The organism is Bradyrhizobium sp. CCBAU 51753, assembly GCF_015291565.1.
Lineage (GTDB): Bacteria > Pseudomonadota > Alphaproteobacteria > Rhizobiales > Xanthobacteraceae > Bradyrhizobium > Bradyrhizobium ivorense.
Genome location: NZ_CP030037.1, coordinates 5,213,212 through 5,239,186, shown reverse-complemented (window position 1 = coordinate 5,239,186; position 25,975 = coordinate 5,213,212). Strand labels below are relative to the sequence as shown.

Below are 25,975 nucleotides of genomic sequence, written 5' to 3'. Positions count from 1 at the left end.
GCGTGAAAACAAGGCTCTAGGAGCCTGTGTTGTGACCCGGCCGGAACCGCTTCAGGTGCTGAAATGAGGTCGCTGGGAATAGGTACGGTGCGGCCCTTTCACAGCTCGGCCAGACCCGGTATGAATTGCCTTTCATGGCGATTTCGCGCGGGCCGGCCGTCGGTTACGCGGACGAGGAGCACGCCGAAGCGAAGGTCCATCGACCTAGCCTGAAGCCCGAAGCGTTTGGAGGAAGTCCATGGCAGCCAAAACAAAATTCCGGGGGTCATTCACCGCATTGGTGACGCCCTTCAAGAACGGCGCGGTGGATGAGGCGGCTTTTCGCAGCCTCGTGAACTGGCAGATCGCCGAGGGCACGCATGGCCTCGTCCCGGTCGGCACCACCGGCGAGAGCCCGACGCTGAGCCATGACGAGCACAAGCGGGTGGTCGAGTGGTGCATCGCGGAGGCCAAGGGCCGGGTGCCCGTGATCGCCGGCGCCGGCTCGAATTCGACCAAGGAAGCCATCGAGCTCGCCGAGCACGCCGAGAAGGCGGGCGCGACCGCAGTGCTGGTGGTGACGCCGTACTACAATAAGCCGACCCAGGAAGGCCTGTACCAGCACTTCAAGGCGATCAACGACGCGATCGGCATTCCGATCATCATCTACAACATCCCGCCGCGCTCGGTGATCGACATGTCGGTCGACACCATGAAGCGGCTGTTCGAGCTGAAGAACATCGCCGGCGTCAAGGACGCCACCGCGAGCATGGTGCGGGTCTCGCAGCAGCGCGCGGCGATGGGCGAGGACTTCAACCAGCTGTCGGGCGAGGATGCGACCATCATCGGCTACATGGCGCATGGCGGCCATGGCTGCATCTCGGTGACCTCGAACGTCGCGCCACGGCTGTGCTCGGAGTTCCAAATCGCCTGGCAGAAGGGCGACGTCACCACCGCGCTGAAGATCCACGACAAGCTGATGCCGCTGCACACCAACCTGTTCATCGAGAGCAATCCGGCACCGGTCAAATACGCGATGTCGCTGCTCGGCAAGCTCGACGAGAAGCTGCGCCTGCCCATGGTGCCGGTTGCCGAATCGACCCGCGCTGCGGTGCGCAGCGCCATGGTGCATGCCGGCCTGATCAACTGAGGCCGGCCGGCGCCGCCGCCGGCGCGACAGCGCGTAACGTCGAACAGTAGGGGATGGGCATGCTGAAGGAATTCCGCGAATTCGCCATGAAGGGCAATGTCGTCGACCTCGCCGTCGGCGTCATCATCGGCGCAGCCTTCGGCGCGATCGTCACCTCGCTGGTCGGCGACATCATCATGCCGATCATCGGTGCGATCACCGGCGGCCTCGACTTCTCCAACTATTTCACCGGACTTTCCAAGGCCGTGACCGCGACCAATCTGGCCGACGCCAAGAAGCAGGGCGCCGTGCTGGCCTGGGGCAACTTCCTGACCCTGACGCTCAACTTCCTGATCGTCGCCTTCGTGCTGTTCATGGTCATTCGCGCCATGAACCAGTTCAAGCGCAGGGAAGCGGTTGCGCCCGCCGAGCCGCCGAAGCCGACCGCCGAGGTCGCGCTGCTGACGGAAATCCGCGACCTCCTCAAGAAGAGCTAAAGTGGCTGAGAAGAACGAACGCCCGATCAAGGTTGTCGCCGAAAATCGAAAGGCCCGCTTCAATTACGCGATCGAGGACACGATCGAGGCGGGCATCTCGCTGACCGGCACCGAGGTGAAGTCGATCCGCAGCGGCAAGAGCACGATCGCGGAATCCTATGCGGATTCCAAGAACGGCGAGCTGTGGCTGATCAACGCCAACATTCCGGAATATCTGCAGGCCAACCGCTTCAACCACGAGCCGAAGCGGCCGCGAAAGCTGCTGCTGCATCGCAAGCAGATCAACAAGCTGCTCGGCGCGGTCGACCGCGAGGGCATGACCCTCATTCCGCTAAAACTGTACTTCAACGAGCGCGGCCGTGCCAAACTGCTGCTCGCGGTCGCCAAGGGCAAGAAGCTGCACGACAAGCGCGAGACGGTGAAGAAGCGCGACTGGAGCCGCGAGAAGGGCCGTTTGATGCGGGCGCGGGGATGAACCGGAGCGAGTAGGGAATGGCGAATGGCGAACAGGGCAATTGAGGTTGCCCGCTCTTCCATTCGCTATTGGCCCAGGGGAATTCGACATGACTCAACCCAGCCTCACCGACGTGGACTGGAGCAAGATTCCGGCACCATCGGACGATGGCGGCGCAGCGCATCTGACCGGAATGACAATTCCGCCGGTCCGCCTGCGCGCCACCAACGACACCTCGGTGACGCTGTCCGCGCTCGCGGGCCGCACGGTCGTGTTCGGCTATCCCAGAACCGGCGAGCCGGGCAAGATCGGGCTGGTCGACGATTGGGACATGATCCCGGGCGCCCGCGGCTGCACGCCGCAGACCTGCGCGTTCCGCGACCTGTTCGCCGAATTGAAGGCGGCCGGCGCGTCGCACGTGTTCGGGCTGTCGACCCAGAGCAATCAATACCAGACCGAGATGGCGTCGCGGCTGCATCTGCCGTTCCCGGTGCTGTCGGACGAGGCGCTGGAATTGACCGGCGCATTGAAGCTGCCGACGATGTCGGTCGCGGGGCTGACGCTGATCAAGCGGCTCGCGCTCGTGATCGACGATGCGCGCATCACCCGCGTGTTCTATCCGGTGTTTCCGCCGGACCGGAATGCGAGCGACGTTCTGGCGTGGCTGAAGGACAATCCGCGGTAGGAGCTAGCCGAGATCCTTCCGCACGTTGGCAAACACCTTGCGGAACATGTCGGTGGTGAGCACGCCCGTGTTCGTGTTGTAGCGCGAGCAATGGTAGCTGTCGTAGAGCTTGATCTGTCCCGACGTGTGCACGGCACCATGCGCAAACGGCGCGGCGGCCAGCCGAATCCCCAGCGCCTTCAACGTCGATTCGTGCGCGATGCGCCCGAGCAGCACGATCGCGCGCACCGTCGGCATGGTGGTGATGGTGGCGCGCAAGAATTGCCGGCAGGTGTTGATCTCGGCGGGCAGCGGCTTGTTCTGCGGCGGCACGCAGCGCACCGCGTTGCTGATCCGGCAATCGACCAGCTTGAGGCCGTCGTCCGGCCGCGCCTGATAGACGCCGCTGGCAAAGCCGTACTCGAGCAAAGTCGCGTACAGCAGGTCGCCGGCGTAATCGCCGGTGAACGGACGGCCGGTGCGGTTGGCGCCCTGAAGCCCCGGTGCGAGCCCGACAATGAGCAGCCGTGCATTGGGATCGCCGAACGAATCAACCGGCGAGTTGAACCAACCGGGTTCGCGCAAGCGGGCCTGTGCGCGGAAGTCGGCCAGCCGAGGACAAAGCGGGCAGTTGCTGTCGGGTCGGGTCGGGGCGGTGACGAGGTTACTCGTCGAAATCGTCATCGGCTCCCCGGGGCGCCACCGTCGTGGTCGTGCGCTGCAGGAACTGCGGCGAGTGGTGGCGCGGTTCGCGCGGTTCACGTGGCGCCGGACGTTCGGACGGATCGCGGCCGAGCTTGGATTGCAACTCGACGAGGTCGGTGAAGACATCGGCCTGGCGACGCAACTCGTCGGCGATCATCGGCGGCTGGCTGGCGATGGTCGAGATCACGGTGACGCGGACGCCGCGGCGCTGCACGGCCTCGACCAGGGAACGGAAGTCGCCGTCGCCGGAGAACAGGATCATCTGGTCGATGTGCTCGGCGAGTTCCATGGCATCGACGGCGAGCTCGATGTCCATATTGCCCTTCACCTTGCGGCGGCCGCTGGCGTCGATGAATTCCTTGGTGGCCTTGGTGACGACGGTGTAGCCGTTGTAGTCGAGCCAGTCGATCAAGGGACGTATCGACGAATACTCCTGATCCTCGATGATCGCCGTGTAGTAGAACGCCCGCAGCAGCGTACCCCGGCCCTGAAATTCCTTGAGAAGGCGCTTGTAATCGATGTCGAAGCCCAGGGTCTTTGCGGTGGCGTAAAGATTGGCGCCGTCAATGAAGAGCGCGATCTTGTTGGAAACAGGTGACGACATCAAAGTGTTCTCGCGTGGTTGTTAGTGTTCTTAGCGCAGCGGCAACCTACCGCGCGCAATTTTTCTGCGTTGCAGCCTAAAGTTCGGTGAATCTTCCCCACGACAGTCACCAACGCAATTATGGTGAGGCGAGGGCAGAAAGCCTAGTCTTTTGACGTTGCAATGAAGAGATTTACTTGTCTGGGACAGCAACATAGCCATGTCGTCAGACGCGCTCCGGCCATTCTAGCCCCAGCACACCGGGTTATCAGAGCCTGTTCGGAAGGCAAATCACAAATTTTGCCTTGCGAAACCATGGCTGGGCCTATAACTAACCCTCATAATCAACATGTTCGGTCCATTTTACCACGGAGCGCCTCGACATGGCTCGCGTCACCGTTGAAGACTGCATTGACAAGGTCGACAATCGCTTCGACCTGGTCCTGTTGGCGGCGCATCGCGCCCGTATGATTTCGTCGGGCTCGCAACTCACGGTTGATCGCGACAACGACAAAAACCCGGTCGTATCGTTGCGGGAAATTGCCGATTCCACGATCTCGCCGGAAGACCTGAAAGAGGAACTGGTGCACTCCCTGCAGAAGTTCGTCGAGGTCGACGAGCCCGAGCCCGACACCGTGCCGCTGATCGGTTCCGCCGGCGCCAGCGTCGATGCCGACGACACCGAGGTCGCCGTGGAGCGGATGACCGAGGAAGAGCTGCTGAAGGGCCTCGAGGGCCTCGCTCCCCCGGAGGAGCAGCCCGAGGAAGACGAGTAAGCTCCGCTTCCAGTTTCGGATAAAATCGCCAAAGGCCCGGACATCGCTCCGGGCCTTTGCTTTTGTTGACAATTTCGCGGTTACGATGCGTCCTATGGGGGCGCGGGAAATTGAACGGTTCTGCTCCCGCCGGGGTGCTGCTTCATTCGAAAGCGGACTAGATTGAGTAGGAAGGGCCCATCCGGCCCCGTAAGAGGCATCGAATACATGGCGTACCGACGCCGCAGTTCCAGCCAGATGCAGGCTGCGACCGAGACGGTCGCGGTGGCGCCGGCTTCGTCCCGGGCCGAGAAGCCGGCCAGGCCGCGGGCGCGGATGATGCGGCAATATGACCTTGTCGAGCGCGTCCGCTCCTATAACCCCGACACCAACGAGGACCTGCTCAACCGCGCCTATGTCTACGCCATGAAGGCGCACGGCACCCAGACGCGCGCCTCCGGCGATCCCTATTTCTCCCATCCGCTCGAGGTTGCGGCGATCCTGACCAACCTCAAGCTCGACGACGCCACGATCGTCGCGGCCCTGCTGCACGACACCATCGAGGACACCGAGGCGACGCGGGCCGAGATCGACCACGTGTTCGGCCACGAGATCGGCGCGCTGGTCGAGGGCCTGACCAAGCTGAAGCGGCTCGAGCTGGTGTCGCGCGAGGCCAAGCAGGCAGAGAACCTGCGCAAGTTGCTTTTGGCGATCGCCGACGACGTCCGCGTGCTGCTGATCAAGTTCGCCGACCGCCTGCACAACATGCGCACGCTGGAGTTCGTGCCGCCGGCCTCGCGCCGCCGCATCGCCGAGGAGACGCTGGACATCTATGCGCCGCTTGCCGGCCGCATGGGTATGCATGAAATGCGCGAGGAACTGGAGGACCTGTCGTTCTTCGTGCTCGACCCCGAGGCCTATGCGGTGGTCAAGCAGCGCCTCGATGCGCTGGCCGACCGCAACCGCAATCTGATCGGCGAGATCGAAACCCAGCTTTCCAAGAACCTGCAGAAGAACGGCATCACCGCCCGGGTGTTCGGCCGCCGCAAGCAGCCGTTTTCGATCTGGACCAAGATGGAACGCAAGTCGGTCGGCTTCGAGCAGTTGTCCGACATCTACGGCTTCCGCATCATCCTCGACGACGTCGGCGCCTGCTACCGCGCGCTCGGCATCGTCCACACCACCTGGCCGGTGGTGCCGGGCCGCTTCAAGGACTACATCTCGACACCGAAGCAGAACGACTACCGCTCCATCCACACCACCGTGATCGGGCCGGGCAAGCAACGCGTCGAGCTGCAGATCCGCACCGAGGGGATGAACCAGATCGCCGAGTTCGGCATCGCGGCGCACGCCTTCTACAAGGAGGGCATGGGCTCGCCGAACGAGCGGCTGAAGCACGAATCCAATGCCTTCGCCTGGCTGCGCCATACCATCGGCATCCTCTCGGAAAGCGCCAACCCGGAGGAATTCCTCGAGCACACCAAGCTCGAGCTGTTCCACGACCAGGTGTTCTGCTTCACCCCGAAGGGCAAGCTGATCGCGCTGCCGCGCAACGCCAACGTGATCGATTTCGCCTATGCCGTGCACACCGCGGTTGGCAACAGCGCGGTCGGCTGCAAGATCAACGGCAAGTTCGCGCCGCTGTCCTCCGAATTGCAGAATGGCGACGAGGTCGAGGTGCTGACCTCGAAGGCGCAATCGGCGCCGCCGTCGGCCTGGGAGGCGCTCGCCCGCACCGGCAAGGCGCGTGCCGCGATCCGCCGCGCCACCCGCGATGCGGTGCGCGACCAGTATGCCGGGCTCGGCCGCCGCATCGTCGATCGCCTGTTCGCCCGCGCCAAGATCGAATATGCCGACGACAAGCTGAAGGGCGCGCTGCCGCGGCTGGCCCGGACCTCGATCGAGGACGTGATGGCGTCGGTCGGGCGCGGCGAGATCAAGGCCTCAGACGTCGCGCGGGCGATGTACCCCGACTACAAGGAAGAGCGGATGGTGCGCTACGGCGCCAGGAAGGGGCTCGCCACCAAGCTGAAGACCCAGACCCCGCCGCATCCGGCGCGTGCCGCCTCGGTGATCCCGGTGCGCGGCATCAATTCCGACCTGCCGGTGAAGTTCGCGCCGAACGGCGGCGCGGTGCCGGGCGATCGCATCGTCGGCATCGTCACGCCGGGCGAGGGGATCACGATCTATCCGATCCAGTCGCCGGCGCTGAAGGATTTCGAGGAGGAGCCGGAGCGCTGGCTCGACGTGCGCTGGGACATCGACGACACCATGCCGCAGCGTTTCCCGGCGCGGATCCTGGTCCACAATGTCAACGAGCCCGGCAGCCTCGCCCAGATCGCGACCGTGATCGCCGAGCACGACGGCAATATCGACAACATCCACATGTCGCGCCGCTCGCCCGATTTCACGGAGCTGACCATCGATCTCGAGGTCTATGACCTCAAGCATCTCAGCGCTATCATCGCGCAGTTGCGCGCCAAGGCCGTCGTCGCGCGGGTCGAGCGCGTCAACGGGTGAATTGCTGTCGTTGCCGGGCTTGACCCGGCAACCCATCTCTCGAAGATGGATGCGCGGGCATAGGCAAGCGGAAGCGACGCCGTCCTTCGGACGGCTACGCCCGCGCATGACGAGCTAGATTGTAGGTCAAAGAGATGTCCAAAACTCCTCCGCTGCGCCTCGGCGTCAATGTCGATCACGTCGCGACCCTGCGTAACGCGCGGGGCGGGGCGCGGCCCGATCCGGTGCGGCTGGCGCTGGCGGCGATCGCAGCAGGCGCCGACGGCATCACCGCGCATCTGCGCGAGGATCGCCGCCACATCCGCGACGAGGACATGGCGCGGCTGAAGGCCGAAATCTCCAGGCCGCTGAACTTCGAGATGGCGGCGACCGACGACATGCTGCGGATCTCGCTCGCCACCAAGCCGCACGCGGTCTGCCTGGTGCCGGAGCGGCGTCAGGAGCTCACCACCGAAGGCGGGCTCGACGTGGTCGGCCAGCACAAGGCGCTGGCGCCGTTCATCGCGCGGCTGAGCGACGCCGGCATCCGGGTCTCGCTGTTCATCGCTGCCGATCCGCGGCAGATCGAGATGGCGGCCAAGCTGAAGGCGCCGGTGATCGAGATCCATACCGGCGGCTGGTGCGATGCCGTGGTCGACGGCCACAAGGACAAGGCCGAGGCCGAATGGAAGCGCATCGTCGAGGGGGCGAGGCTCGCCCATGCGGCAGGGCTCGAGGTCCATGCCGGCCACGGCCTCGACTATGACACCGCGGAGACGATTTCGGCGCTGCCGGAGATCCGCGAGCTCAACATCGGCTATTTCATGATGGGCGAGGCGCTGTTCGTCGGCATCGCCGAGACGGTGCACACGATGCGCGCGGCAATGGAGCGCGGCCGCACCCGGGCCGAAGCCGCAGGCCGCGCATGATCATCGGGATCGGCTCCGACCTGATCGACATCACCCGGGTCGCCAAGGTGATCGACCGCCATGGCGAGCGGTTCCTCGAGCGCATCTTCACCGATGCCGAGCGCGCCAAGGCGGCGCGCCGCGCCAACAGCGAGAAGATGGTGGTCGCGACCTACGCCAAGCGCTTTGCGGCCAAGGAGGCGTGTTCCAAGGCGCTCGGCACCGGTATCCGGCGCGGGGTGTGGTGGAAGGATATGGGCGTGGTGAACCTGCCGGGCGGCCGCCCGACCATGCAGCTCACCGGCGGGGCGCTGGCGCGGCTGAAGGAACTGACGCCTGAGGGCATGGAGGCGCGGATCGATCTCTCGATCACCGACGACTGGCCGCTGGCGCAGGCCTTCGTCATAATTTCGGCGGTTGCCCCGGCCAAATGAGCGGGCGGACGCACCGGTCGCCGCAAAACTTTGGAAAACTAAAAAATCATTGATATTTCAATGAATTGCGAAGTTTTGACACGGCGATTGATTGCGCCCCCGCGAACAACCGTCTAAAACGCCGCAGGGTTAACATCGAGCGAGACGCGGATTCGGGTTTGCGCCGGAATTTGCCCTCAAGATCAGAATCAAGGCCATTTTCCTCACGCGGGGACCAAGCGCTTCGCGCGAAGAGAACGTTCTGCCACCGCGCGGGCGCCAGAGCCCGCGGGAATTGGGAAAGCAATGAGCGCGACCACCGGCACCAAATCTGAAAGCGGCTTTGGCGAGACCATCCGCGTCGTCATTCACGCTCTTCTGATCGCGCTCGTCATCCGCACCTTCCTGTTCCAGCCGTTCAACATCCCCTCGGGATCGATGAAGGCGACGCTGCTGGTCGGCGACTATTTGTTCGTCTCGAAATATTCCTACGGATATAGCCACTATTCGATCCCGTTCTCGCCGAACCTGTTTTCGGGGCGCATTTTCGGCTCGGAGCCGAACCGCGGCGATATCGTGGTGTTCCGGCTGCCGCGGGACGACTCTACCGACTACATCAAGCGCGTGGTTGGGCTGCCCGGCGACCGCATCGAGGTCAGGCACGGACTGCTCTACATCAACGACGAGCCGGTCAAGCGCGAGCGGTTGAGCGACTATATCGGCGAGGATCCCTGCGGCTCGGCGGACGCCACCTCGCGGGTCAAGCGCTGGAAGGAGACGCTGCCGAACGGCGTCAGCTATGACACGCTCGACTGCACCGACAACAGCTATATGGACAACACCAACGTCTACACCGTGCCGCCCGGCAATTTCTTCATGATGGGCGATAACCGCGACAACTCAACCGACAGCCGCTTTCTCTCGCAGGTCGGCTATGTGCCGTTCGAAAACATCATAGGCCGCGCCCAGATGATCTTCTTCTCGGTCGCCGAGGGCGAGCAGGCCTGGATGTTCTGGCGCTGGCCGTTCACGGTGCGGTGGCATCGTCTATTCTCAATCGTGCGATGAACGACGAGACGCCAGCCATCACGGATCAACCGCCGCCGGGCGAGCCGAGCCAGACGCCTGCCGCGACGACCAGCACGGCCGCGCCGAAGAAGCGGCGCAGCAAGGCTGCCAAGGCCGCGGTTGAGAAGGCCGCGATCGCGGGCACCGAGGCGCGCATCGGCTACGCGTTCTCCAACCCGGCGCTGCTCACCACCGCGTTCACCCATGTCTCGGCGCTCAAGCCGGCCAGCCGCAACCGCGCCGACAGCTACCAGCGGCTGGAATTTCTCGGCGATCACGTGCTCGGGCTGATCGTCTCCGACATGCTGTTCCGGGCATTCCCGAAGGCGGACGAGGGCGAATTGTCGAAGCGGCTCGCCGACCTCGTGCGCAAGGAGAGCTGCGCCGACGTCGCCAAGTCGCTCGGGCTGGTCGACGACATCAAGCTCGGCATGGTGAAGGCGGTCGAGGGCGCGCGGCTGCGCAAATCCGTGCTCGGCGACATCTGCGAGGCGGTGATCGGCGCGATTTATCTCGACGGCGGCGTCGAGGCCGCGCGCCAATTCGTCGAGCGCAACTGGACCGAGCGGATGAACAAGCCGCGCCGGCCGCTGCGTGATCCCAAGACCGTGCTGCAGGAATGGGCGCAGGGCAAGGGATTGCCGACACCGGTCTATCGCGAGGTCGAGCGCACCGGTCCGCACCACGATCCGCAATTCCGCGTCGCCGTCGATTTGCCGGGACTGGCCTCCGCCGAAGGCCTCGGCGGCAACAAGCGCGCCGCCGAGAAGGCCGCGGCATCGGCGATGATCGAGCGGGAAGGCGTCGGCACCCATGACTGACGAGGCCAACGCGCAGCCTGCCGCGACCCGCTGCGGCTTCGTCGCGCTGATCGGCGCCCCCAATGTCGGCAAGTCGACGCTGGTCAACGCGCTGGTCGGCTCCAAGGTCACGATCGTCTCGCGCAAGGTGCAGACCACCCGCGCGCTGATCCGCGGCATCGTGATCGAGGGCAATGCCCAGATCATCCTGGTCGATACGCCCGGCATCTTCGCGCCGCGGCGGCGGCTCGACCGCGCCATGGTGTCGACCGCCTGGAGCGGCGCCCACGATGCCGATCTCGTCTGCGTGCTGCTCGATGCCAAGGCCGGGATCGACGAGGAGGCACAGGCGATCCTGGCCAAGCTAGAATCGGTCGCGCATCCGAAGATCCTGGTACTGAACAAGGTCGACCTGGTTCAGCGGGAAAAACTGCTGGCGCTGGCGCAGGCGGCCAATGAGCGGATGCGCTTCGAGCACACATTCATGATCTCGGCGCTGTCGGGCGACGGCGTCGACGATTTGCGCCAGACGCTGGCGCAGATGGTGCCGGAGGGGCCGTTCCTCTATCCCGAGGACCAGATGTCGGATGCGCCGATGCGGCATCTGGCGGCCGAGATCACCCGCGAGAAGATCTACAGCCATCTGCATCAGGAACTGCCGTATCAGTCGACGGTTGAGACCGACAGCTGGACCGACCGGAAGGACAAGTCGATCCGGATCGAGCAGACGATCTATGTCGAGCGCGAGAGCCAGCGCAAGATCGTGCTCGGCAAGGGCGGCGCCACCATCAAGTCGATCGGCGCGCAGGCGCGCACCGAACTCGCCGAGATCATGGGCGTGCCGGTGCATCTGTTCCTGTTCGTCAAGGTGCGCGAGAACTGGGGCGACGACCCCGACCGCTACCGGGAAATGGGCCTGGAATTCCCCAAGGAATGAGAGCTGGCGTTTGCAATGAGCGTGCCCAGAAACGTGCTGTGGTTTGAAGTGCTGCTCTACGCCTCGCTGACGCTGGACGCGCTGTCGGTGGCGTTCACGGATCGCACCGCACGCAGCGAGATGACCGAGCAGATGATCATGGTGGCGACGCTGATGGCGGGCTGCATGATCGTGCTGCTGATGTATTTCGTCTATTTGGCCGCGCAGCATCGCAAGAACTGGCCGCGCTGGGCGCTGGTTGCCGCGCTGGTGCTGTCGGCGATCTCGCTGGTGCAGGTGATCGGGGATCGCGGCGTCGAGCTCGACAGCGGCATCGAGGTGGTCTCCTGCATCCTGACCACGGCCGGGCTGTACTACTCCTTCACCGGCGACGCGCAGGGCTGGTTCAACGCGTGACGAAGCCGCCGTCATTCCGGGATGGTCCGAAGGACCAGACCCGGAATCTCGAGATTCCGGGTTCGATGCTAACGCATCGCCCCGGAATGACGACTGCGGAGGCAACTGAAATCCTGTAATCTCTCTTTCATGGAATGGACCGACGAAGGCATCGTGCTGGGCGTACGGCGGCATGGCGAATCCTCCGCCATCGTCGAGCTGATGACGCGCGAGCACGGCCGCCATCTCGGCCTGGTGCGCGGCGGCGCCAGCTCGCGGATGCGGCCACTGCTGCAGCCCGGCAACAGCGTCACCGCGGTGTGGCGGGCGCGGCTCGATGAGCATCTCGGCATGTACACCGTGGAGGGCACAAAACTGCGCGCAGCGACGCTGCTCGCTTCGTCGCATGCGGTCTACGGCGTGACCCATCTGGCGGCGCTGGCGCGGCTATTGCCGGAGCGCGATCCGCATGAAGAGATCTACCAGATGGTGCAGTGGATTCTCGACGATTTCGAGGACGCCGGCACCGCGGCGGTGCATCTGATCCGGTTCGAGCTGGCGATGCTGGCCGAGCTCGGCTTCGGCCTCGACCTGGAAAACTGCGCGGCGACGGGGGCGACCACCGACCTCGTCTACGTCTCGCCGAAATCCGGCGGCGCGGTGTCGCGCGCGGCCGGCGAACCGTGGGCCGACCGCCTGCTGCCGCTGCCGGCCTTCCTGCGCGAAGGCGAGGGCGGCAGCAACAGCTGGTCGGACCAGGACCTGCTCGACGGTTTTGAGATCACCGGCCTGTTCCTGCTCCGCCACGTGCTGGAGCCGCGCGGGCAGGGCCATTCCGACGCCCGCGACGGATTTATCAACGCTGTCACCAGGCGGCGGACCCGCGCGGCCATTCCGCAGGGCTGATTCGCGGCCTAAATTGCCTGTGATTCGCGGCTTGCCCGATTCACCGCGACGGTTTAACGCCTCCCCATGGGAAAACGACAGAAACCGCCGGAAGAGCCGGCCGAAATTCACGAGGTGCCGCTGCGTGATGCGCTCGAGGAGCGCTATCTCGCCTATGCGCTCTCGACCATCATGCATCGTGCGCTGCCGGATGCCCGCGACGGGCTGAAGCCGGTGCACCGGCGCATCCTCTACGGCATGCGGCTGCTGCGGCTCGACCCCGGCACCGCCTTCAAGAAATCCGCCAAGATCGTCGGCGACGTGATGGGCTCGTTCCATCCGCATGGCGACCAGGCGATCTATGACGCGATGGTGCGCCTGGCGCAGGACTTCTCCTCGCGCTATCCGCTGGTCGACGGCCAGGGCAATTTCGGCAATATCGACGGCGATAACCCGGCCGCCTACCGCTACACCGAAGCGCGCATGACCGAGGTCGCGCGGCTGCTGCTCGACGGCATCGATGAGGACGGTGTCGAGTTTCGTCTGAACTATGACGGCCAGTCGAAAGAGCCGGTGGTGCTGCCCGGCGGCTTCCCGAACCTGCTCGCCAACGGCGCCCAGGGCATCGCGGTCGGCATGGCGACCTCGATCCCGCCGCACAACGTGGCCGAACTCTGCGACGCCGCGCTGCATCTGATCGAGAAGCCCGACGCCAAGTCGAAGACGCTGCTGCGCTGGGTCAAGGGTCCGGACTTTCCGACCGGCGGCATCATCGTCGATTCCAAGCAAGCGATCATCGAGGCCTACACCACGGGCCGTGGTTCGTTCCGCACCCGCGCGCGCTGGTCGGTGGAAGAGGGCGCCCGCGGCACCTGGGTGGTCGTCGTCACCGAGATCCCGTGGCTGGTGCAAAAGTCGCGGCTGGTCGAGAAGATCGCCGAGTTGATCGAGCAGAAGAAGCTGCCGCTGGTCGGCGATGTCCGCGATGAATCGGCGGGCGACATCCGCCTCGTCATCGAGCCGAAATCGCGCGCCGTCGATCCGGCACTGATGATGGAGTCGCTGTTCCGGCTGACCGAGCTGGAAAGCAAGATCTCGCTGAACCTCAACGTGCTGGTCGGAGGCCGCATCCCCAAGGTGATCGGCCTCGCCGAGTGCCTGCGCGAATGGCTCGACCATCTGCGCGACGTGCTGATCCGCCGTACCAACTTCCGCAAGGGCGAGATCGAGCACCGGCTGGAAATCCTCGGCGGCCAGCTGATCGCCTATCTGAACGTCGACAAGGTGATCAAGATCATCCGCACCGAGGACGAGCCGAAGCCGGTCCTCATGAAGACCTTCAAGCTCTCGGATATCCAGGCGGAAGCCATCCTCAATATGCGGCTGCGCAATTTGCGCCGGCTGGATGAGATGCAGATCAAGAACGAGGACAAGGAGCTACGCAAGGAGCTGAAGGGAATCGAGGACCTGCTCGGATCGGAGACGCAGCAATGGGCCAAGGTCGGCGAGCAGGTCACCAAGGTCCGCGACATCTTCGGGCCGAAGACCCCGCTCGGCAAGCGCCGCACCACCTTCGCCGACGCGCCCGAGCATGATCTCGCCGCGATCGAGGAGGCGTTCGTCGAGCGCGAGCCGTGCACCGTCGTGGTGTCCGAGAAGGGCTGGGTGCGGACGCTCAAGGGCCATGTCGAGGATCTCTCGGGGCTCGCCTTCAAGACCGACGACAAGCTCGAGCATTGGTTCTTCGCCGAGACCACCTCGAAGCTGCTGCTGTTCGCCACCAACGGCAAGTTCTACTCGCTCGACGTCGCCAAACTGCCGGGCGGCCGCGGCCACGGCGAGCCGATCCGCATGTTCATCGACCTCGAGCAGGACGCCGCGATCGTCTCGCTGTTCGTCAACAAGGGCGAGCGCAAGTTCCTGATCGCGAGCAGTGAAGGCCAGGGCTTTGTCGTCAAGGAAGAGGACTGCGTCAGCAACACCCGCAAGGGCAAGCAGGTGCTCAATGTCGAGATGCCGAACGAAGCCCGCGCGATCGCGACCGTATCGGGCGACACCATCGCCGTGATCGGCAGCAATCACAAGATGGTGCTGTTCGGCCTCGACCAGGTGCCGGAGATGGCCCGCGGTCGCGGCGTGCGCCTGCAGAAATACACCAGCGCCACGCTGTCCGACGTCGCGGTGTTCGACTCCAAGACCGGCCTGACCTGGAAGGATTCCGCCGGCCGCGAGCGCAGCATGACCATGAAGGAATTGGCCGACTGGCGCGGCAGTCGCGCCGACGCCGGCCGGCTCGCCCATGGCCTGCCGACCTCGAACAAGTTCAACCGCGGCGTGGAGTAGTCGCTTGTAGCCCGGATGAAGCGTAGCGAAATCCGGGACACTTTCTCCGTAGAGCAAAGCCCCCGGATTGCGCTTCGCTCCATCCGGGCTACGCGTTCTTCAAGCGCGGTGTGATAGTATCCACATCTCACCGCGCTATAATTGTCGCCGACGACATCGGGCGACAGTTGCCATGGCGCACAATCACGACCACGACCATCACGGTCATTCCCATGATCATTCCCAAGCCGGGCACAGCCACGCGCCCGACAGCTTCGGCATGGCGTTTGCGATCGGCGCGTCGCTGAACACGGCGTTCGTGATCGCTGAACTGATCTTCGGCTACGCCGCCAACTCGCTGGCGCTGGTCTCCGATGCCGTCCACAATTTCTCCGACGTGATCGCGCTGCTATTGGCCTGGGGCGGGGCGTGGCTGGCGGGCAAGCGGCCGACCGACACCCACACCTACGGCTATCGCCGCGCCTCGATCCTGGCCGCGCTGTTCAATGCCGGGCTGCTCCTGATCGCTGTCGGCGGCATCGCGGTCGAGGCGATCAACCGCTTGCGCGAGCCGGCCGAGGTCGCGAGCTGGACCGTGGTCTGGGTCGCCGCGCTCGGCATTCTGATCAATGGCGGCACGGCATTGTTGTTCATGCGCGGCCGCGATACCGACCTCAACGTCCGCGGCGCCTATCTGCATATGGCGGCGGATGCCGGCGTCTCGCTCGGCGTGGTCGTCGCCGCGCTCCTGATCATGGCGACCGGCTGGCAATGGCTCGATCCTGCGATCAGCCTCGTCATCGCCGTGGTCGTGCTGCTGAGCGGCTGGGAACTGGCCCGCGACAGCGTCAATCTCGCCCTCGATGCGGTGCCGAAGGGCATTGATCTCAAGCAGGTGAGAGACTACCTCGTGACCGTCGAGGGCGTCACCGAGGTTCACGATCTGCACATCTGGGCGATGAGCACGAGCGAAACCGCGCTGACCGCGCATCTGGTGCGCCCCGGCGGCCATGACGATGTCTTCCTGCATCAGGTCTGCGCCGAGCTTTCCGCGCGGTTCAGCATCCATCATGCTACGCTGCAGGTCGAGATCAGCAGCGAAACCTGCCGGCTGGCGCCGGCCGAAATGGTCTAGTATGCGCGCTACGCGGCGCCCTTGAGTGACGTTCCGGAGACTTGTCATGCACTCGCATTCGATCGACCAATGGACTCATGATCACGTCTTCCTCGGCGGCGCGCATGCCCGTAACGAGCGCCGCACCTGGATCGTGGTCGGCCTGACAGCCGCGATGATGGTCGGCGAGATCGTCGCGGGATGGCTGTCCGGATCGATGGCGCTGCTGGCCGACGGCTGGCACATGGCGACCCACGCGGCCGCGCTCGGGATCGCAGGGCTTGCCTACCTGCTGGCGCGGCGGCAGGCGCGCAACGCGCGCTTTTCGTTCGGCACCGGCAAGTTCGGCGATCTCGCCGCCTTCTCGAGCGCAATCATTCTGGCCATGATCGCGATCCAGGTTGCTTGGGAAAGCATCGACCGGCTGATGCACCCGGTGCCGATCGCCTACAGCGAGGCGATCGCGGTGGCGGCGCTCGGCCTTATCGTCAACCTCGGCAGCGCCTGGCTGCTGCGTGACGACCATGATCACCATCATCACGGTCACGGGCACGGTCATGATCATGCGCACGATCATCACCACCATCACCACGACAACAACCTGCGGGCCGCCTACGTCCACGTGCTGGCCGACGCCGCCACCTCGATCCTGGCGATTGCTGCGCTTGTGGTCGGGATGTCCGCCAACTGGGCTTGGGCCGACCCGCTGGTCGGCATCGTCGGCAGCCTTGTGATCGCGAGTTGGGCCTACGGCCTGATCCGCGCCGCCGGCGCCGTGCTGCTCGACGTCAACGCCGACAAGGCGCTGGAGACCACCATTCGCGAGCGCATCGAGACCAAGGGCGACCGCATCACCGACCTGCATCTGTGGCAGGTCGGCCCCGGCCATCGCGCCGCCGTCATCTCGGTGGTGTCGGATCATCCGCTGCCGCCGGCGACCTACAAGCGGCGGCTCGGCGGCCTGCGCGGTCTCAGCCACATCACCGTCGAGGTCGAGCTTTGCCCCGATCATGAACAAGCGCATGCGCATTGATGCACGATGGAGGGCGGCATGAAGAAGATCGTCGGTCTTGCGATGTTGCTCGGGCTCATCGGCGCGATGCCGCGCGCAGATGCGCAGCCGGCCGGCCCAGGCATCCAGCGGCTTTATATCCTCAACTGCGGCGAGGGTGTTGCGGGGGACATTTCGCGCTGGTCGCCCGGCGTCAATGAAGGCAAGTCGATGGACTTCGTCGACAACTGCTATCTGATCAAGCATGCGCAGGGCTGGTTCCTGTGGGATACCGGCATCCCCGATGCGGTGGCGGCGATGCCGAACGGACTTGCGCCGGCCGACCCGAAGGCGGTCACCTGGCGGCGGCCAAAAACGCTTGCGGCGCAGCTTGACCAACTCGGCGTGAAGCCGTCGGACATCAAGGCGATCGCGGTCTCGCATACCCATCCCGATCACATCGGCAATGTCGAGCTGTTCCCGACGGCGATGCTGTATGTGCAGAAGGCGGAGTATGAGTGGCCCGGCGCCGACAACGCGCCGCGGTTCAAGCCCGAGCATCCCGTTACCAAGCTCGAGGGCGACCGCGACGTTTTCGGCGACGGCAGCGTCACCATTCTCTCGACGGCGGGCCACACGCCCGGCCATCAATCGCTGCTGGTGAAGCTGCCGCACACCGGCGCGATCGTGCTGACCGGCGATGCCGTTCACTTCAAGGACAATTGGGACAATCGGCGCGTGCCGAGCATGAACGCCAGCAAGGATCAATCCCTGAGCTCAATGCAGAAGATCGCCGACACCCTGGCGAAGGAGAAAGCGCAGCTCTGGATCAACCACGACAAGGCGCAACGCGACGGTCTGAAACTGTCGCCGGACTTCTATGATTGAGCTGTTTTAGTCAGGCGTCCAGTCAACTGCGCGGCGCTGACGGTGTGGCGGCCGGCGCCGGGGCTGGCGCATGCTTGGGCTTCTGCGTGCCGGCGTAGAACGACAGGGTGAAGACCAGGATCAGGGCGACGAGGTAGACCGCATAGGATTGCGGTGGGGTGATTGCCCATTGCACGGCGCGTCGGATCGGGTTGTCGGGGCCGGGATCGTTGTCCATGCCGTTTTGTGCGCGAAGGCCGGGCCAAAGGAAAGCAGAATCGCCGCCATTCGGCGGGCCTGTGCTGCGCGAAAGGGCGGCAATGGCCGGTCTTGCAATGCCATATGCGCGTCCGCATCTGTTAGGGACCGTCGCCAAGGCATGCCATGGTAATCTCTTGGCAGTTCCTTGGCAGACGGACCCAGCCCTTCCTCCCGCACCAATTGCCCGGCATACTCCGCTCATGGAACTGACGCCCCGTTTGCGCCTCTCGAATTGGCTGGTCCGTCAGGGTCTGATGGGCCTGCCGGAAAACGACCTGTTGCGCGGCTTCTGCGAGCGCTGCCGGGCCGCCGGCATGCCGCTGTCGCGCGCCATCGTGTTCATCGACACCCTGCATCCGATCTTCGAGGGCCGTGGCTTCCGCTGGAACGACGGCGAGAGCAATGAGTCCGATGCCTTCGAATACGGCTCGACCAGCACCGGCGAGGCCAACCAGACCTGGCGGCGGTCGGCCTTCTATCACATGCTCGAAAACGGGCATGAGGAGATGGTGATCGATCTCGCCGACCCCTCGCACGATTTCTCGATGATCGGCGAGCTTGCCGAGAAGGGCCACAAGCATTTTGCCGCTTTCGTGCATCGCTTCGGCGAGGCCGGCACGATCGGGGAGATGGACTGCTTCTATTCCTATTACACCACCCGCCGTTCGGATGGCTTCGACGAGCACCATATGGCGGCGCTGCGCGACCTCGTGCCGGTGCTCGGGCTCGCGATCAAATCGGCGGCGCAGGTCGAGATCGCCCGCACGCTGGGCCGGGTCTATCTCGGCCGCGACACTGCCGAGCAGGTACTGCGCGGGCGCATGCAGCGCGGCGTCACCGAGAAGATCAAGGCCGTGCTGTGGTACTCCGACGTGCGCGGCTCGACCGCGATCAGCGCGCGCATCGGGCCGGACGAGATCATCCCGTTCCTCAACGACTATGCGCAGGCCTCGATCGACGCGATCCACGACGCCGGCGGCGAGGTGCTGAAGCTGATCGGCGACGGCGTGCTGGCGATGTTCACCAACGAGAACATGGCCGTCGCCAAGCGGGCGGCGCTGCGCGCCGAGCACCGCTTCCGCCACAACATCCGGGTGCTGAACGATCGCCGCGAGAATGAGGGGCGGCCGACCACGACGGCCTATGTCGGCCTCCACATCGGCGAGGTGTTTTACGGCAATATCGGCAGCGAGGACCGGCTGGATTTTACGGTGGTCGGCCCCGCGGTCAACGAGGTCAGTCGGATCGCCTCGATGTGCAACTCGGTCGACCGGGAGTTTCTGGTGTCGACCGCCTTCCGCACCGGGCTCGATAACGCCGGCCGCAACTACCTGGTCTCCACCGGCCGCTTCGTGCTGCGCGGCATCGGCCATGCGCAGGACCTCTACACCCTCGATCCGGCGGTGGCCGCCGACGAGGTCATCGGCGGCAAGTACGAGCGGTACTTGGCGGGTTAGGCTCTCACCCCGTCATTGCGAGCGAAGCGAAGCAATCCATCTCGCCGCTTGTGGAGAGATGGATTGCTTCGTCGCTTTCGCGCCTCGCAATGACGATCAGCACCGCGCCGGTTCGCCGACCATGTCGGGCTGCCGGGTCAGCGACACCGCTGGAGAGATCAGGATCACCAGCGCCTGGGCGGCGAAGATCGCGGCGGCCAAATAGAGGCAGGCCTCGGCGCTGTAGAGGCCGCCGACGATGGCGCCGAGCGCGGAGCCGAGCGGGCGGGCGCCGTAGCTCATGATGTTGATCGCCGACACGCGGCCGAGCAGCGAGGGCGGCGTCACCGACTGCCGCAGCGTGGTGGTCGAGATCACCCACAGGATCGGGCCGACGCCGAGCAGGAAGAAGCTGAGGCCCGCGAGCAGCGGCGTCGGGATCCAGGTGGTCAGGGCCATCACGGCCGCGGCGACGAAACCGGTCACCGGGCCGAGCCCGATCACGGTGCCGAATGCCAGCCGCTGCATCACCCGGGTCGCAAACAGCGCGCCGACCACCATGCCGACACCGTACATCGCGAGCACCGTGCCGACGCCGGTCGCGCTGAGGCCGAGATGGCGCACGGCATAGGGCACGAACACGGCGAGCAGCAGGAACGACGCGGTGTTGAAGATGAACTGGGTGATGAACACCGGGCGCAGCAGCGCGTGATGGAACACGAACGCGGCGCCTTCCTTGATGTCCTGCAGCGGGTGCCGCTGCGGCGCCGGCTGCCGTGCGGGCTCATAGATGCCTGCGAGCAGCACCACCGCGATCGCCGACAGCGCCGCCGCGAAGCCGAACGCCGGCGCGGCACCGACCCAGCCGACCAGCACGCCGCCGAGCGCGGGGCCGCTGGCGAATGCGACGGTGCGTGCGAGCTCGATCCGCGCATTCGCGGCCGGCAGCTGTTGCGCGTTCACCAGCGACGGCACCAGCGCGGGTGCGGCGACGCTGTAGGCCACCGTGCCGCAGACCGCGACGAAGCCGAGCAGCGCAAGCAGCGGCAGGGTCATCAGGCCGAGCCAGAGCAGCAGCAGGATCGCGGCCAGCGCCGCCGCGCGCAGTGCCTCGGCACCGGCCATCACCCAGCGCCGCGACACGCGGTCGGCGAGCAGGCCCGCGGGAATCGCGAACAGGATGAAGGGCAGCGTCAGCGCGGTCTGCAAGAGGCCGGTCTGGCCTTCGCCGACCCCCAGCAGCAGCACGGCGACGATGGGAGCTGCCGCCAGCGCGATCTGCTCGGCCGATTGCGCGGCGAGGTTCGACCAGGCCAGGCGATTGAAGGTGGCGGGCAGGCGAGGCGTCTCGGACGACATGGCAGATTCCCTGGAAATTTCGATCTGGCCATAGTGTGTGATTGGAAGGCGTCCGATCCCACCCGTTTTCCGACAAGGCATAGGGATAAGCCGTCGGGAATTCGGCAGCCTTTCCAGCCAATGCTGTCGTCATGGCCGGGGCTGATCTCGGCCTAACCAAAATGCCGAAAAACAACCCCATGCAAAGTAGCCGACGGCTGCCCGTTCGAAACGGCGACGTTCGAAACGGCGACTTGACACGTCGGGCAACTCAGTGGTAATCTTCTATCATTCCGAAATCGTGCGGCGTCCTTTGCCCAAAGCCCGGGTATGACGGACTATCGGGCGTGGCCGATAGCCCCATGCGATAGCCTTGCGCTTGCGGCGGAGGCCGGCCGCTTCATGTCGCGAGAATGCGCAATTGTATCCCCACTCACAACTGTCATCGCCCGGCCTGTGCGCAATTGCGCACATGGACCGGGCGATCCAGTACGCCGCGGCCGCTCGGCTCAAGCACTGCCGTCTCTGGAATTCTGGATCATCCGCTTTCGCGGGTGATGACACCGAGTTAGCTGTTTAACAGTTGAACTAGAAGCGGCCGCCGGAGGCGGCCCACGCTCCCTCCGCTCGCGGGAGGGGTGAAGCGCATCTGCCGTCAGACCGGGACCGCCTTACACCGATCAGTCGGTCACTGCGGTTTCGGACCCGGCGCGAGTTGCCCGGTGATCGTGCCGATCAGCGCCGTCGGCTGGCTGCCGTCGCCGCTTGCTGGCGTCTCGGCAACCTCGGCTTTCCGTTGCGCCAGCGCGCTGGTCAGGCTGGTGAGCGCGTCGGGCCCGGTCGGGAAACCGGCCTCGGAGAGGATCTTGTCGATCATCGGCTTGAACGCCGAGACCGACAGCAATTGCGCGGCGAGGCCGTCGCCGAGCCCGAGGCCGCCATTGCCGTTGGCATGACCATTGGCGCCGCCGCGGCCGAGCATGCTGCCGGTGTCGAAGATCCTGATGTCGGAGATCTTCTCGATCGGCTTCACCGCCTCGGCGAGCGCATTCGGGATCACGTTGATGCGGGCGAGGTTGAGATCGTAGGCGATCATCTCCGCGCTGAGTTTGTTGCGCGCCTCCGCCTTCATGGTCGCGACCTCGGCCTCGGCCTGGCCGAGCGCCTTGACGCCGGCGGCGCGGGTGGTGGCGGCGGCCGCATCGGCCTTGGCGAGCACGCTGGTGGCTTCCGCCTTGTTGGCGGCGGCCTGGCGCTCGGCCTCGGCCATCACGGTGACCGGCATCGCGTCGGTTTCGGCGACCTTGCGCGCCGCGATCACGTTGATGATCCTGTCGCGCTCGGCGACCTCGGTGGCGCGGGCGGTGGTGACCTTTTCCTCGGCCGCGATCGCAACGGCGCGCGCGGTCTCGGCGATGGTCTGGGCCTCCGACTGCTCCTTGTTCTTGTTGGCGACGACGATCGCGGCTTCCTGCGCCACGATCTGCAGGTCGCGCTCCATCTCGGTGGTGCGGCGCTTCACCGCGAGATCGGCCTCGATCTTGCGGGTGTCGCGGGCCTGGTTGGCCTCGGTCTGCTTGTTGGCGACGGCGAGCTCCTGCTGGATGCGGTACTCGGCCTCGTTCTGCAGCGCGGTCTGCTCGACCTGCGCGGTCTGCGCCCGCATCGCCGCGGTCTTGTTGGCGATGTCGCGCTGCTGCGCCAGTTCGGCCTCGCGCTTGGTGCTTTCGATCTGCAGCGTGGTCTGGCGCGCCACCAGGTCCTGCTGGGCGATGTTGACCTCGGTGGTGCGGACGATCTGGTTGCGCTCCTGCTCGCGCTGCTTCGTGATCTGGGTCAGCGTGGTCAGGCCGTGGGCGTCGAAGAAATTGCTCGGATTGAAATGCTTGATGTCGCTCTGATCGAGCCGCGTCAGCGACACCGATTCGAGCTCGAGGCCGTTGTTCTGGATGTCGGCGCCGACGGCGTCCTGCACCGCCTTGACGAAGGTCGCGCGCTGTTCCTGCAACTCCTCGAGGTTCATGGTCGCGGCGACCGAGCGCAGGCCGTCGACGAATTTTGCTTCCACCAGCTCGCGCAGCTCGGCCGCGTCATTGGTGCGGTTGCCGAGCGTCTGCGCCGCCAGCGCGATCGACGACGAGTCGGGTTTGACACGGAGATAGAACTCGGCGCCGATATCGACGCGCATGCGGTCCTTGGTGATCAGCGAGTCCGGGCCGCCGCGCGCGACCTCGAGCCGCAGCGTCTTCAGGTTCACCGCGGCGGTCGAATGGAAGATCGGCAGCACCACCGAGCCGCCGTCGAGCACGACCTTCTGGCCACCGAGGCCGGTGCGGACATAGGCCTCATCGCGCGTCGAGCGCTTGTAGAGCCTTGCGAACAAGAGGCCGATGACGAGGGTGGCGATGACGGCAATGAGGACGGGTACAGCAAGTTCCCACATGTGTTATGCCCTGTTGGTAGATCGTCGTTGTTCTCTGAGATCGGCGGGAGCGGCAATCGCGACAAAACTTTTGGCGTCGCGATCGACCAGCTGCACGCTGGCGCCGACCGGCAACGCCTCGGAGTCCGGACCGGCGCGCGCCGGTACGGTGTGCCAGTTGCCGAAGACGTCCTTGAGACGGACCCGGCCGGGCAACCCGTGATCGAGCGGACCGACCGTGACTTCGCCGATATGACCGACGAAATCGGTTTCCTCGACCGCATAGCTCTCGTCTCGCAGGATGATCCGCGCGATCTTGCGGCTGGTGACACGGGTCAGCGGCAGGCTCCAGACCAGCGCAACCAGCGCGGCGACCCAGGCCGGCACCGGCAGGCCGATGCCGTGGGCGAACGCCTGGGTGACGAAGCCGATGATCGAGAAGTAGCCGAGCACCAGGATGAGCAGGATCAGCAGCGGCAGATGCCCGGCATTGACCCAGAGGAACAGCCCCTCGAGGGTTCCGTGGTTGTCGCCCTCGGCGGCGACCTCCTTGCCGAACAATTCGCTGATCGAGAAACCGACCAGCATCGATACCAGCTCGATACCGCCGAGCGTTACCATGATCGCAGCCGCAATCGCGAACGGCCGTACGTCGGGGGCGAGCAGAAGATCGCCAATGACACTCATTGTTGTGACTTGATCCTTTCAAGCCGCGCCGCGATGTCGCGGTGCAGGCGATCCAGTTCGTCAAGCTCCTTGTCGTCGAGCACGCCGGAGGCGGGAACACCGGTGATGGGAATCGCCGTGGCGCGCAAAGCACTCGCTGTATTTGTCGCCGATGGGCGTCGACTGGTTTCGTTGTTGAGCCTCATATCCCGGCATCTTGAACGACACCAAGATGTGTCGGGCGACAGTGCTAATGGTCCATGAAGTTGGATCGTCGATCGCGAACAACTTGTCGTCGAGCGGTATCCGGCGGATGGAAGCCGCTGCGGTAGGCGCTGACCGGGGAGCTCGGCGCGGACAACCAGCCGGTTCCAGGCCGGTGCGGCGGACCCCTCGGTCGCGGGGACGTCGGGCGAGGGCGGTCGGGCAGGGGTTCCGCGATAGCGGCATCGTGAGCCTAGATGCAGTTGCAAATGAGTTGCATTAACGGGATGGATCAGCCATCTTGTCCGTATGGACGCTCGTACGCCTGAAATGCCCACCGTTGCCCTCTCCACGGCCCTGCCGGCAGCCTCCGGCTGGCGCGGCGACGCCGGGCATGTCCAGAGCCTGCCCGAGGTCAATTCGACCGTCGCGGTACCCACCGGCGGGCTGTGGTGGCGTCGGCTGCTGGCCTTCGCCGGGCCGGGCTACCTGGTCTCCGTCGGCTACATGGACCCTGGCAACTGGGCCACCGACCTCGCGGGCGGCTCGAAGTTCGGCTACACGCTGCTGTCGGTCATCCTGCTTTCCAACCTGATGGCGATCCTGCTGCAGGCGCTGGCCGCCCGGCTCGGCATCGCCACCGACCGCGACCTGGCGCAGGCCTGCCGCGCGACCTATTCGCGCCCGGTCAACTTCATGCTGTGGCTGGCCTGCGAGGCGGCGATCATCGCCTGCGACCTCGCGGAAGTGATCGGCACCGCGATCGCGCTCAAGCTGCTGTTCGGCATTCCCTTGGTCGGCGGCGCGCTGCTCGCGGCGCTCGATGCGTTCCTGCTGCTCTTGTTGATGAACCGCGGCTTCCGCTTCCTCGAAGCCTTCGTGATCGCGCTCCTGATCGTGATCGCGGTCTGCTTCGTGGTGCAGATCGCGGCGGCGGCGCCGCCGGTGGCCGCCGTGCTCGGCGGCTTCGTGCCGTCGCGCCAGATCGTCACCAATCCGGAGATGCTGTACATCGCGATCGGCATCATCGGCGCCACCGTGATGCCGCATAACCTTTATCTGCACTCATCGATCGTGCAGACCCGCGCCTATCCGCGCACCGAGGAGGGCCGTCGCGACGCCATCAAATGGGCGACCACCGACTCCACCATCGCGCTGATGCTGGCGCTGTTCATCAACGCCGCGATCCTGGTCGTCGCCGCCGCGACCTTCCACAAGAGCGGGCATGCCGATGTCGCCGAGATCGACCGCGCCTTCGAGCTGCTGTCGCCGCTGCTTGGGCTCGGCATCGCCTCGACGCTGTTCGCGGTGGCGCTGCTGGCCTCCGGCCTCAACTCGACGGTGACTGCGACACTCGCGGGCCAGATCGTGATGCAGGGTTTTCTGGACCTGCGGATGCCCAACTGGGCGCAGCGGCTGTTGACCCGCGGCATCGCGATCGTCCCGGTGGTGGTGGTCGCCGCGATCTATGGCGAGAGCGGCACGGCGCAGCTCCTCGTATTCAGCCAGGTCGTGCTGTCGATGCAGCTGCCGTTCGCGGTGATCCCGCTGGTGCGGTTCGTCTCCGACAAGCGCAAGATGGGCGCGTTCGCGATCCCGATGCCGGTCGCCGCGTCGGCGTGGATCGTCGCCGGCGTGATCGTGGTGCTGAACGTGAAGCTCTTGATCGATACGTTCTTTGGCTGAAAAGGCGAATGGCGAAT

26 protein-coding genes are annotated in these 25,975 nt (G+C 65.2%); 19 read left to right on the top strand and 7 right to left on the bottom strand.

Annotation, left to right across the window (positions count from 1 at the left end; genetic code table 11):
• Positions 1–238: 238 nt before the first annotated feature.
• The 4 genes from dapA (at position 239) to XH93_RS23845 (ending at position 2,744) form a co-directional block, all read left to right on the top strand.
• The gene (dapA, locus tag XH93_RS23860) at positions 239–1,129 is read left to right on the top strand and encodes a 4-hydroxy-tetrahydrodipicolinate synthase (protein ID WP_139483108.1); all 891 of its coding nucleotides are present in this window, start codon (positions 239–241) and stop codon (positions 1,127–1,129) included.
• Positions 1,130–1,188: 59 nt separating this feature from the next.
• Positions 1,189–1,605, top strand: a complete 417-nt coding sequence (gene mscL / locus XH93_RS23855) for a large conductance mechanosensitive channel protein MscL (RefSeq protein WP_194469369.1) — start codon at positions 1,189–1,191, stop codon at positions 1,603–1,605.
• 1 nt (position 1,606) lies between these two features.
• On the top strand, positions 1,607–2,080 hold the full coding sequence (gene smpB / locus XH93_RS23850) for an SsrA-binding protein SmpB (RefSeq protein ID WP_194469368.1): 474 nt from the start codon (positions 1,607–1,609) through the stop codon (positions 2,078–2,080).
• A gap of 88 nt (positions 2,081–2,168) precedes the next feature.
• Positions 2,169–2,744, top strand: coding sequence for a peroxiredoxin (locus tag XH93_RS23845; protein ID WP_139862637.1), 576 nt, complete (start codon positions 2,169–2,171; stop codon positions 2,742–2,744).
• A 3-nt stretch (positions 2,745–2,747) separates the two neighbouring features.
• Here the strand turns inward: XH93_RS23845 and XH93_RS23840 are convergent, their stop codons facing one another.
• The gene (locus tag XH93_RS23840) at positions 2,748–3,407 is read right to left on the bottom strand and encodes a uracil-DNA glycosylase (protein WP_194469367.1); all 660 of its coding nucleotides are present in this window, start codon (positions 3,405–3,407) and stop codon (positions 2,748–2,750) included.
• Positions 3,388–4,032, bottom strand: a complete 645-nt coding sequence (locus tag XH93_RS23835; RefSeq protein ID WP_139483112.1) for an NYN domain-containing protein — start codon at positions 4,030–4,032, stop codon at positions 3,388–3,390. Before XH93_RS23835 ends, XH93_RS23840 begins: the two co-directional genes overlap by 20 nt.
• A 362-nt stretch (positions 4,033–4,394) precedes the next feature.
• Here XH93_RS23835 and rpoZ point away from each other — a divergent pair, with 362 nt between their 5' ends.
• The 13 genes from rpoZ to XH93_RS23770 all read left to right on the top strand — a co-directional run bounded on the left by rpoZ (position 4,395) and on the right by XH93_RS23770 (position 17,966).
• A complete protein-coding gene (gene rpoZ, locus XH93_RS23830) occupies positions 4,395–4,787 on the top strand; it encodes a DNA-directed RNA polymerase subunit omega (protein WP_016844003.1) in 393 nt (130 codons plus the stop codon).
• A 207-nt stretch (positions 4,788–4,994) separates the two neighbouring features.
• Positions 4,995–7,286 carry a bifunctional (p)ppGpp synthetase/guanosine-3',5'-bis(diphosphate) 3'-pyrophosphohydrolase gene (locus XH93_RS23825; RefSeq protein ID WP_139483113.1) on the top strand — a complete coding sequence of 764 codons (2,292 nt, stop codon included), beginning with the start codon at positions 4,995–4,997 and terminating at the stop codon, positions 7,284–7,286.
• Between the two features lie 134 nt (positions 7,287–7,420).
• Complete coding sequence (locus XH93_RS23820) at positions 7,421–8,194, top strand: pyridoxine 5'-phosphate synthase (protein WP_194469366.1); 774 nt, start codon at positions 7,421–7,423, stop codon at positions 8,192–8,194.
• Entirely contained in the window at positions 8,191–8,607 is a 417-nt protein-coding gene (acpS, locus tag XH93_RS23815; RefSeq protein WP_139483115.1) for a holo-ACP synthase, read from the top strand. Before XH93_RS23820 ends, acpS begins: the two co-directional genes overlap by 4 nt.
• 285 nt (positions 8,608–8,892) lie before the next feature.
• Positions 8,893–9,654 carry a signal peptidase I gene (gene lepB, locus XH93_RS23810; RefSeq protein WP_194469365.1) on the top strand — a complete coding sequence of 254 codons (762 nt, stop codon included), beginning with the start codon at positions 8,893–8,895 and terminating at the stop codon, positions 9,652–9,654.
• Positions 9,651–10,475, top strand: coding sequence for a ribonuclease III (gene rnc, locus XH93_RS23805; protein ID WP_194469364.1), 825 nt, complete (start codon positions 9,651–9,653; stop codon positions 10,473–10,475). Before lepB ends, rnc begins: the two co-directional genes overlap by 4 nt.
• Positions 10,468–11,391 carry a GTPase Era gene (era, locus tag XH93_RS23800; RefSeq protein ID WP_194469363.1) on the top strand — a complete coding sequence of 308 codons (924 nt, stop codon included), beginning with the start codon at positions 10,468–10,470 and terminating at the stop codon, positions 11,389–11,391. The genes rnc and era overlap by 8 nt, the downstream gene beginning before the upstream one ends.
• Before the next feature lie 15 nt (positions 11,392–11,406).
• Positions 11,407–11,787, top strand: coding sequence for a hypothetical protein (locus XH93_RS23795; protein WP_139483119.1), 381 nt, complete (start codon positions 11,407–11,409; stop codon positions 11,785–11,787).
• A gap of 129 nt (positions 11,788–11,916) precedes the next feature.
• Positions 11,917–12,672, top strand: a complete 756-nt coding sequence (gene recO / locus XH93_RS23790; protein WP_194469362.1) for a DNA repair protein RecO — start codon at positions 11,917–11,919, stop codon at positions 12,670–12,672.
• 66 nt (positions 12,673–12,738) lie between these two features.
• Positions 12,739–14,994, top strand: a complete 2,256-nt coding sequence (gene parC, locus XH93_RS23785; RefSeq protein WP_194469361.1) for a DNA topoisomerase IV subunit A — start codon at positions 12,739–12,741, stop codon at positions 14,992–14,994.
• 172 nt (positions 14,995–15,166) lie between these two features.
• Positions 15,167–16,108, top strand: a complete 942-nt coding sequence (locus tag XH93_RS23780; RefSeq protein WP_194469360.1) for a cation diffusion facilitator family transporter — start codon at positions 15,167–15,169, stop codon at positions 16,106–16,108.
• Positions 16,109–16,154: 46 nt separating this feature from the next.
• The gene (gene dmeF / locus XH93_RS23775) at positions 16,155–17,120 is read left to right on the top strand and encodes a CDF family Co(II)/Ni(II) efflux transporter DmeF (RefSeq protein ID WP_194469359.1); all 966 of its coding nucleotides are present in this window, start codon (positions 16,155–16,157) and stop codon (positions 17,118–17,120) included.
• Between the two features lie 66 nt (positions 17,121–17,186).
• Positions 17,187–17,966 (top strand): N-acyl homoserine lactonase family protein, encoded by a 780-nt coding sequence (locus XH93_RS23770; protein WP_371815122.1) that lies wholly within the window; start codon positions 17,187–17,189, stop codon positions 17,964–17,966.
• Between the two features lie 22 nt (positions 17,967–17,988).
• Here XH93_RS23770 and XH93_RS23765 read toward each other — a convergent pair whose 3' ends face one another.
• Positions 17,989–18,183: a hypothetical protein gene (locus tag XH93_RS23765; RefSeq protein ID WP_194469357.1), complete on the bottom strand. Its 195-nt coding sequence runs from the start codon at positions 18,181–18,183 to the stop codon at positions 17,989–17,991.
• A gap of 223 nt (positions 18,184–18,406) precedes the next feature.
• Here XH93_RS23765 and XH93_RS23760 point away from each other — a divergent pair, with 223 nt between their 5' ends.
• Complete coding sequence (locus XH93_RS23760; protein ID WP_194469356.1) at positions 18,407–19,663, top strand: adenylate/guanylate cyclase domain-containing protein; 1,257 nt, start codon at positions 18,407–18,409, stop codon at positions 19,661–19,663.
• Positions 19,664–19,759: 96 nt separating this feature from the next.
• Here the strand turns inward: XH93_RS23760 and XH93_RS23755 are convergent, their stop codons facing one another.
• The 4 genes from XH93_RS23755 to XH93_RS23740 form a co-directional block, all read right to left on the bottom strand.
• Positions 19,760–21,001 (bottom strand): MFS transporter, encoded by a 1,242-nt coding sequence (locus XH93_RS23755; RefSeq protein WP_194469355.1) that lies wholly within the window; start codon positions 20,999–21,001, stop codon positions 19,760–19,762.
• Between the two features lie 667 nt (positions 21,002–21,668).
• Positions 21,669–23,423, bottom strand: coding sequence for a flotillin family protein (locus XH93_RS23750; RefSeq protein WP_194469354.1), 1,755 nt, complete (start codon positions 23,421–23,423; stop codon positions 21,669–21,671).
• Between the two features lie 3 nt (positions 23,424–23,426).
• Entirely contained in the window at positions 23,427–24,089 is a 663-nt protein-coding gene (locus tag XH93_RS23745) for an OB-fold-containig protein (RefSeq protein ID WP_194469353.1), read from the bottom strand.
• The gene (locus XH93_RS23740) at positions 24,086–24,274 is read right to left on the bottom strand and encodes a hypothetical protein (protein ID WP_175607165.1); all 189 of its coding nucleotides are present in this window, start codon (positions 24,272–24,274) and stop codon (positions 24,086–24,088) included. The genes XH93_RS23745 and XH93_RS23740 overlap by 4 nt, the downstream gene beginning before the upstream one ends.
• 307 nt (positions 24,275–24,581) lie before the next feature.
• Between XH93_RS23740 and XH93_RS23735 the strand changes: the two genes are divergently transcribed.
• Positions 24,582–25,958: an Nramp family divalent metal transporter gene (locus tag XH93_RS23735; RefSeq protein ID WP_194469352.1), complete on the top strand. Its 1,377-nt coding sequence runs from the start codon at positions 24,582–24,584 to the stop codon at positions 25,956–25,958.
• Positions 25,959–25,975: the final 17 nt, after the last annotated feature.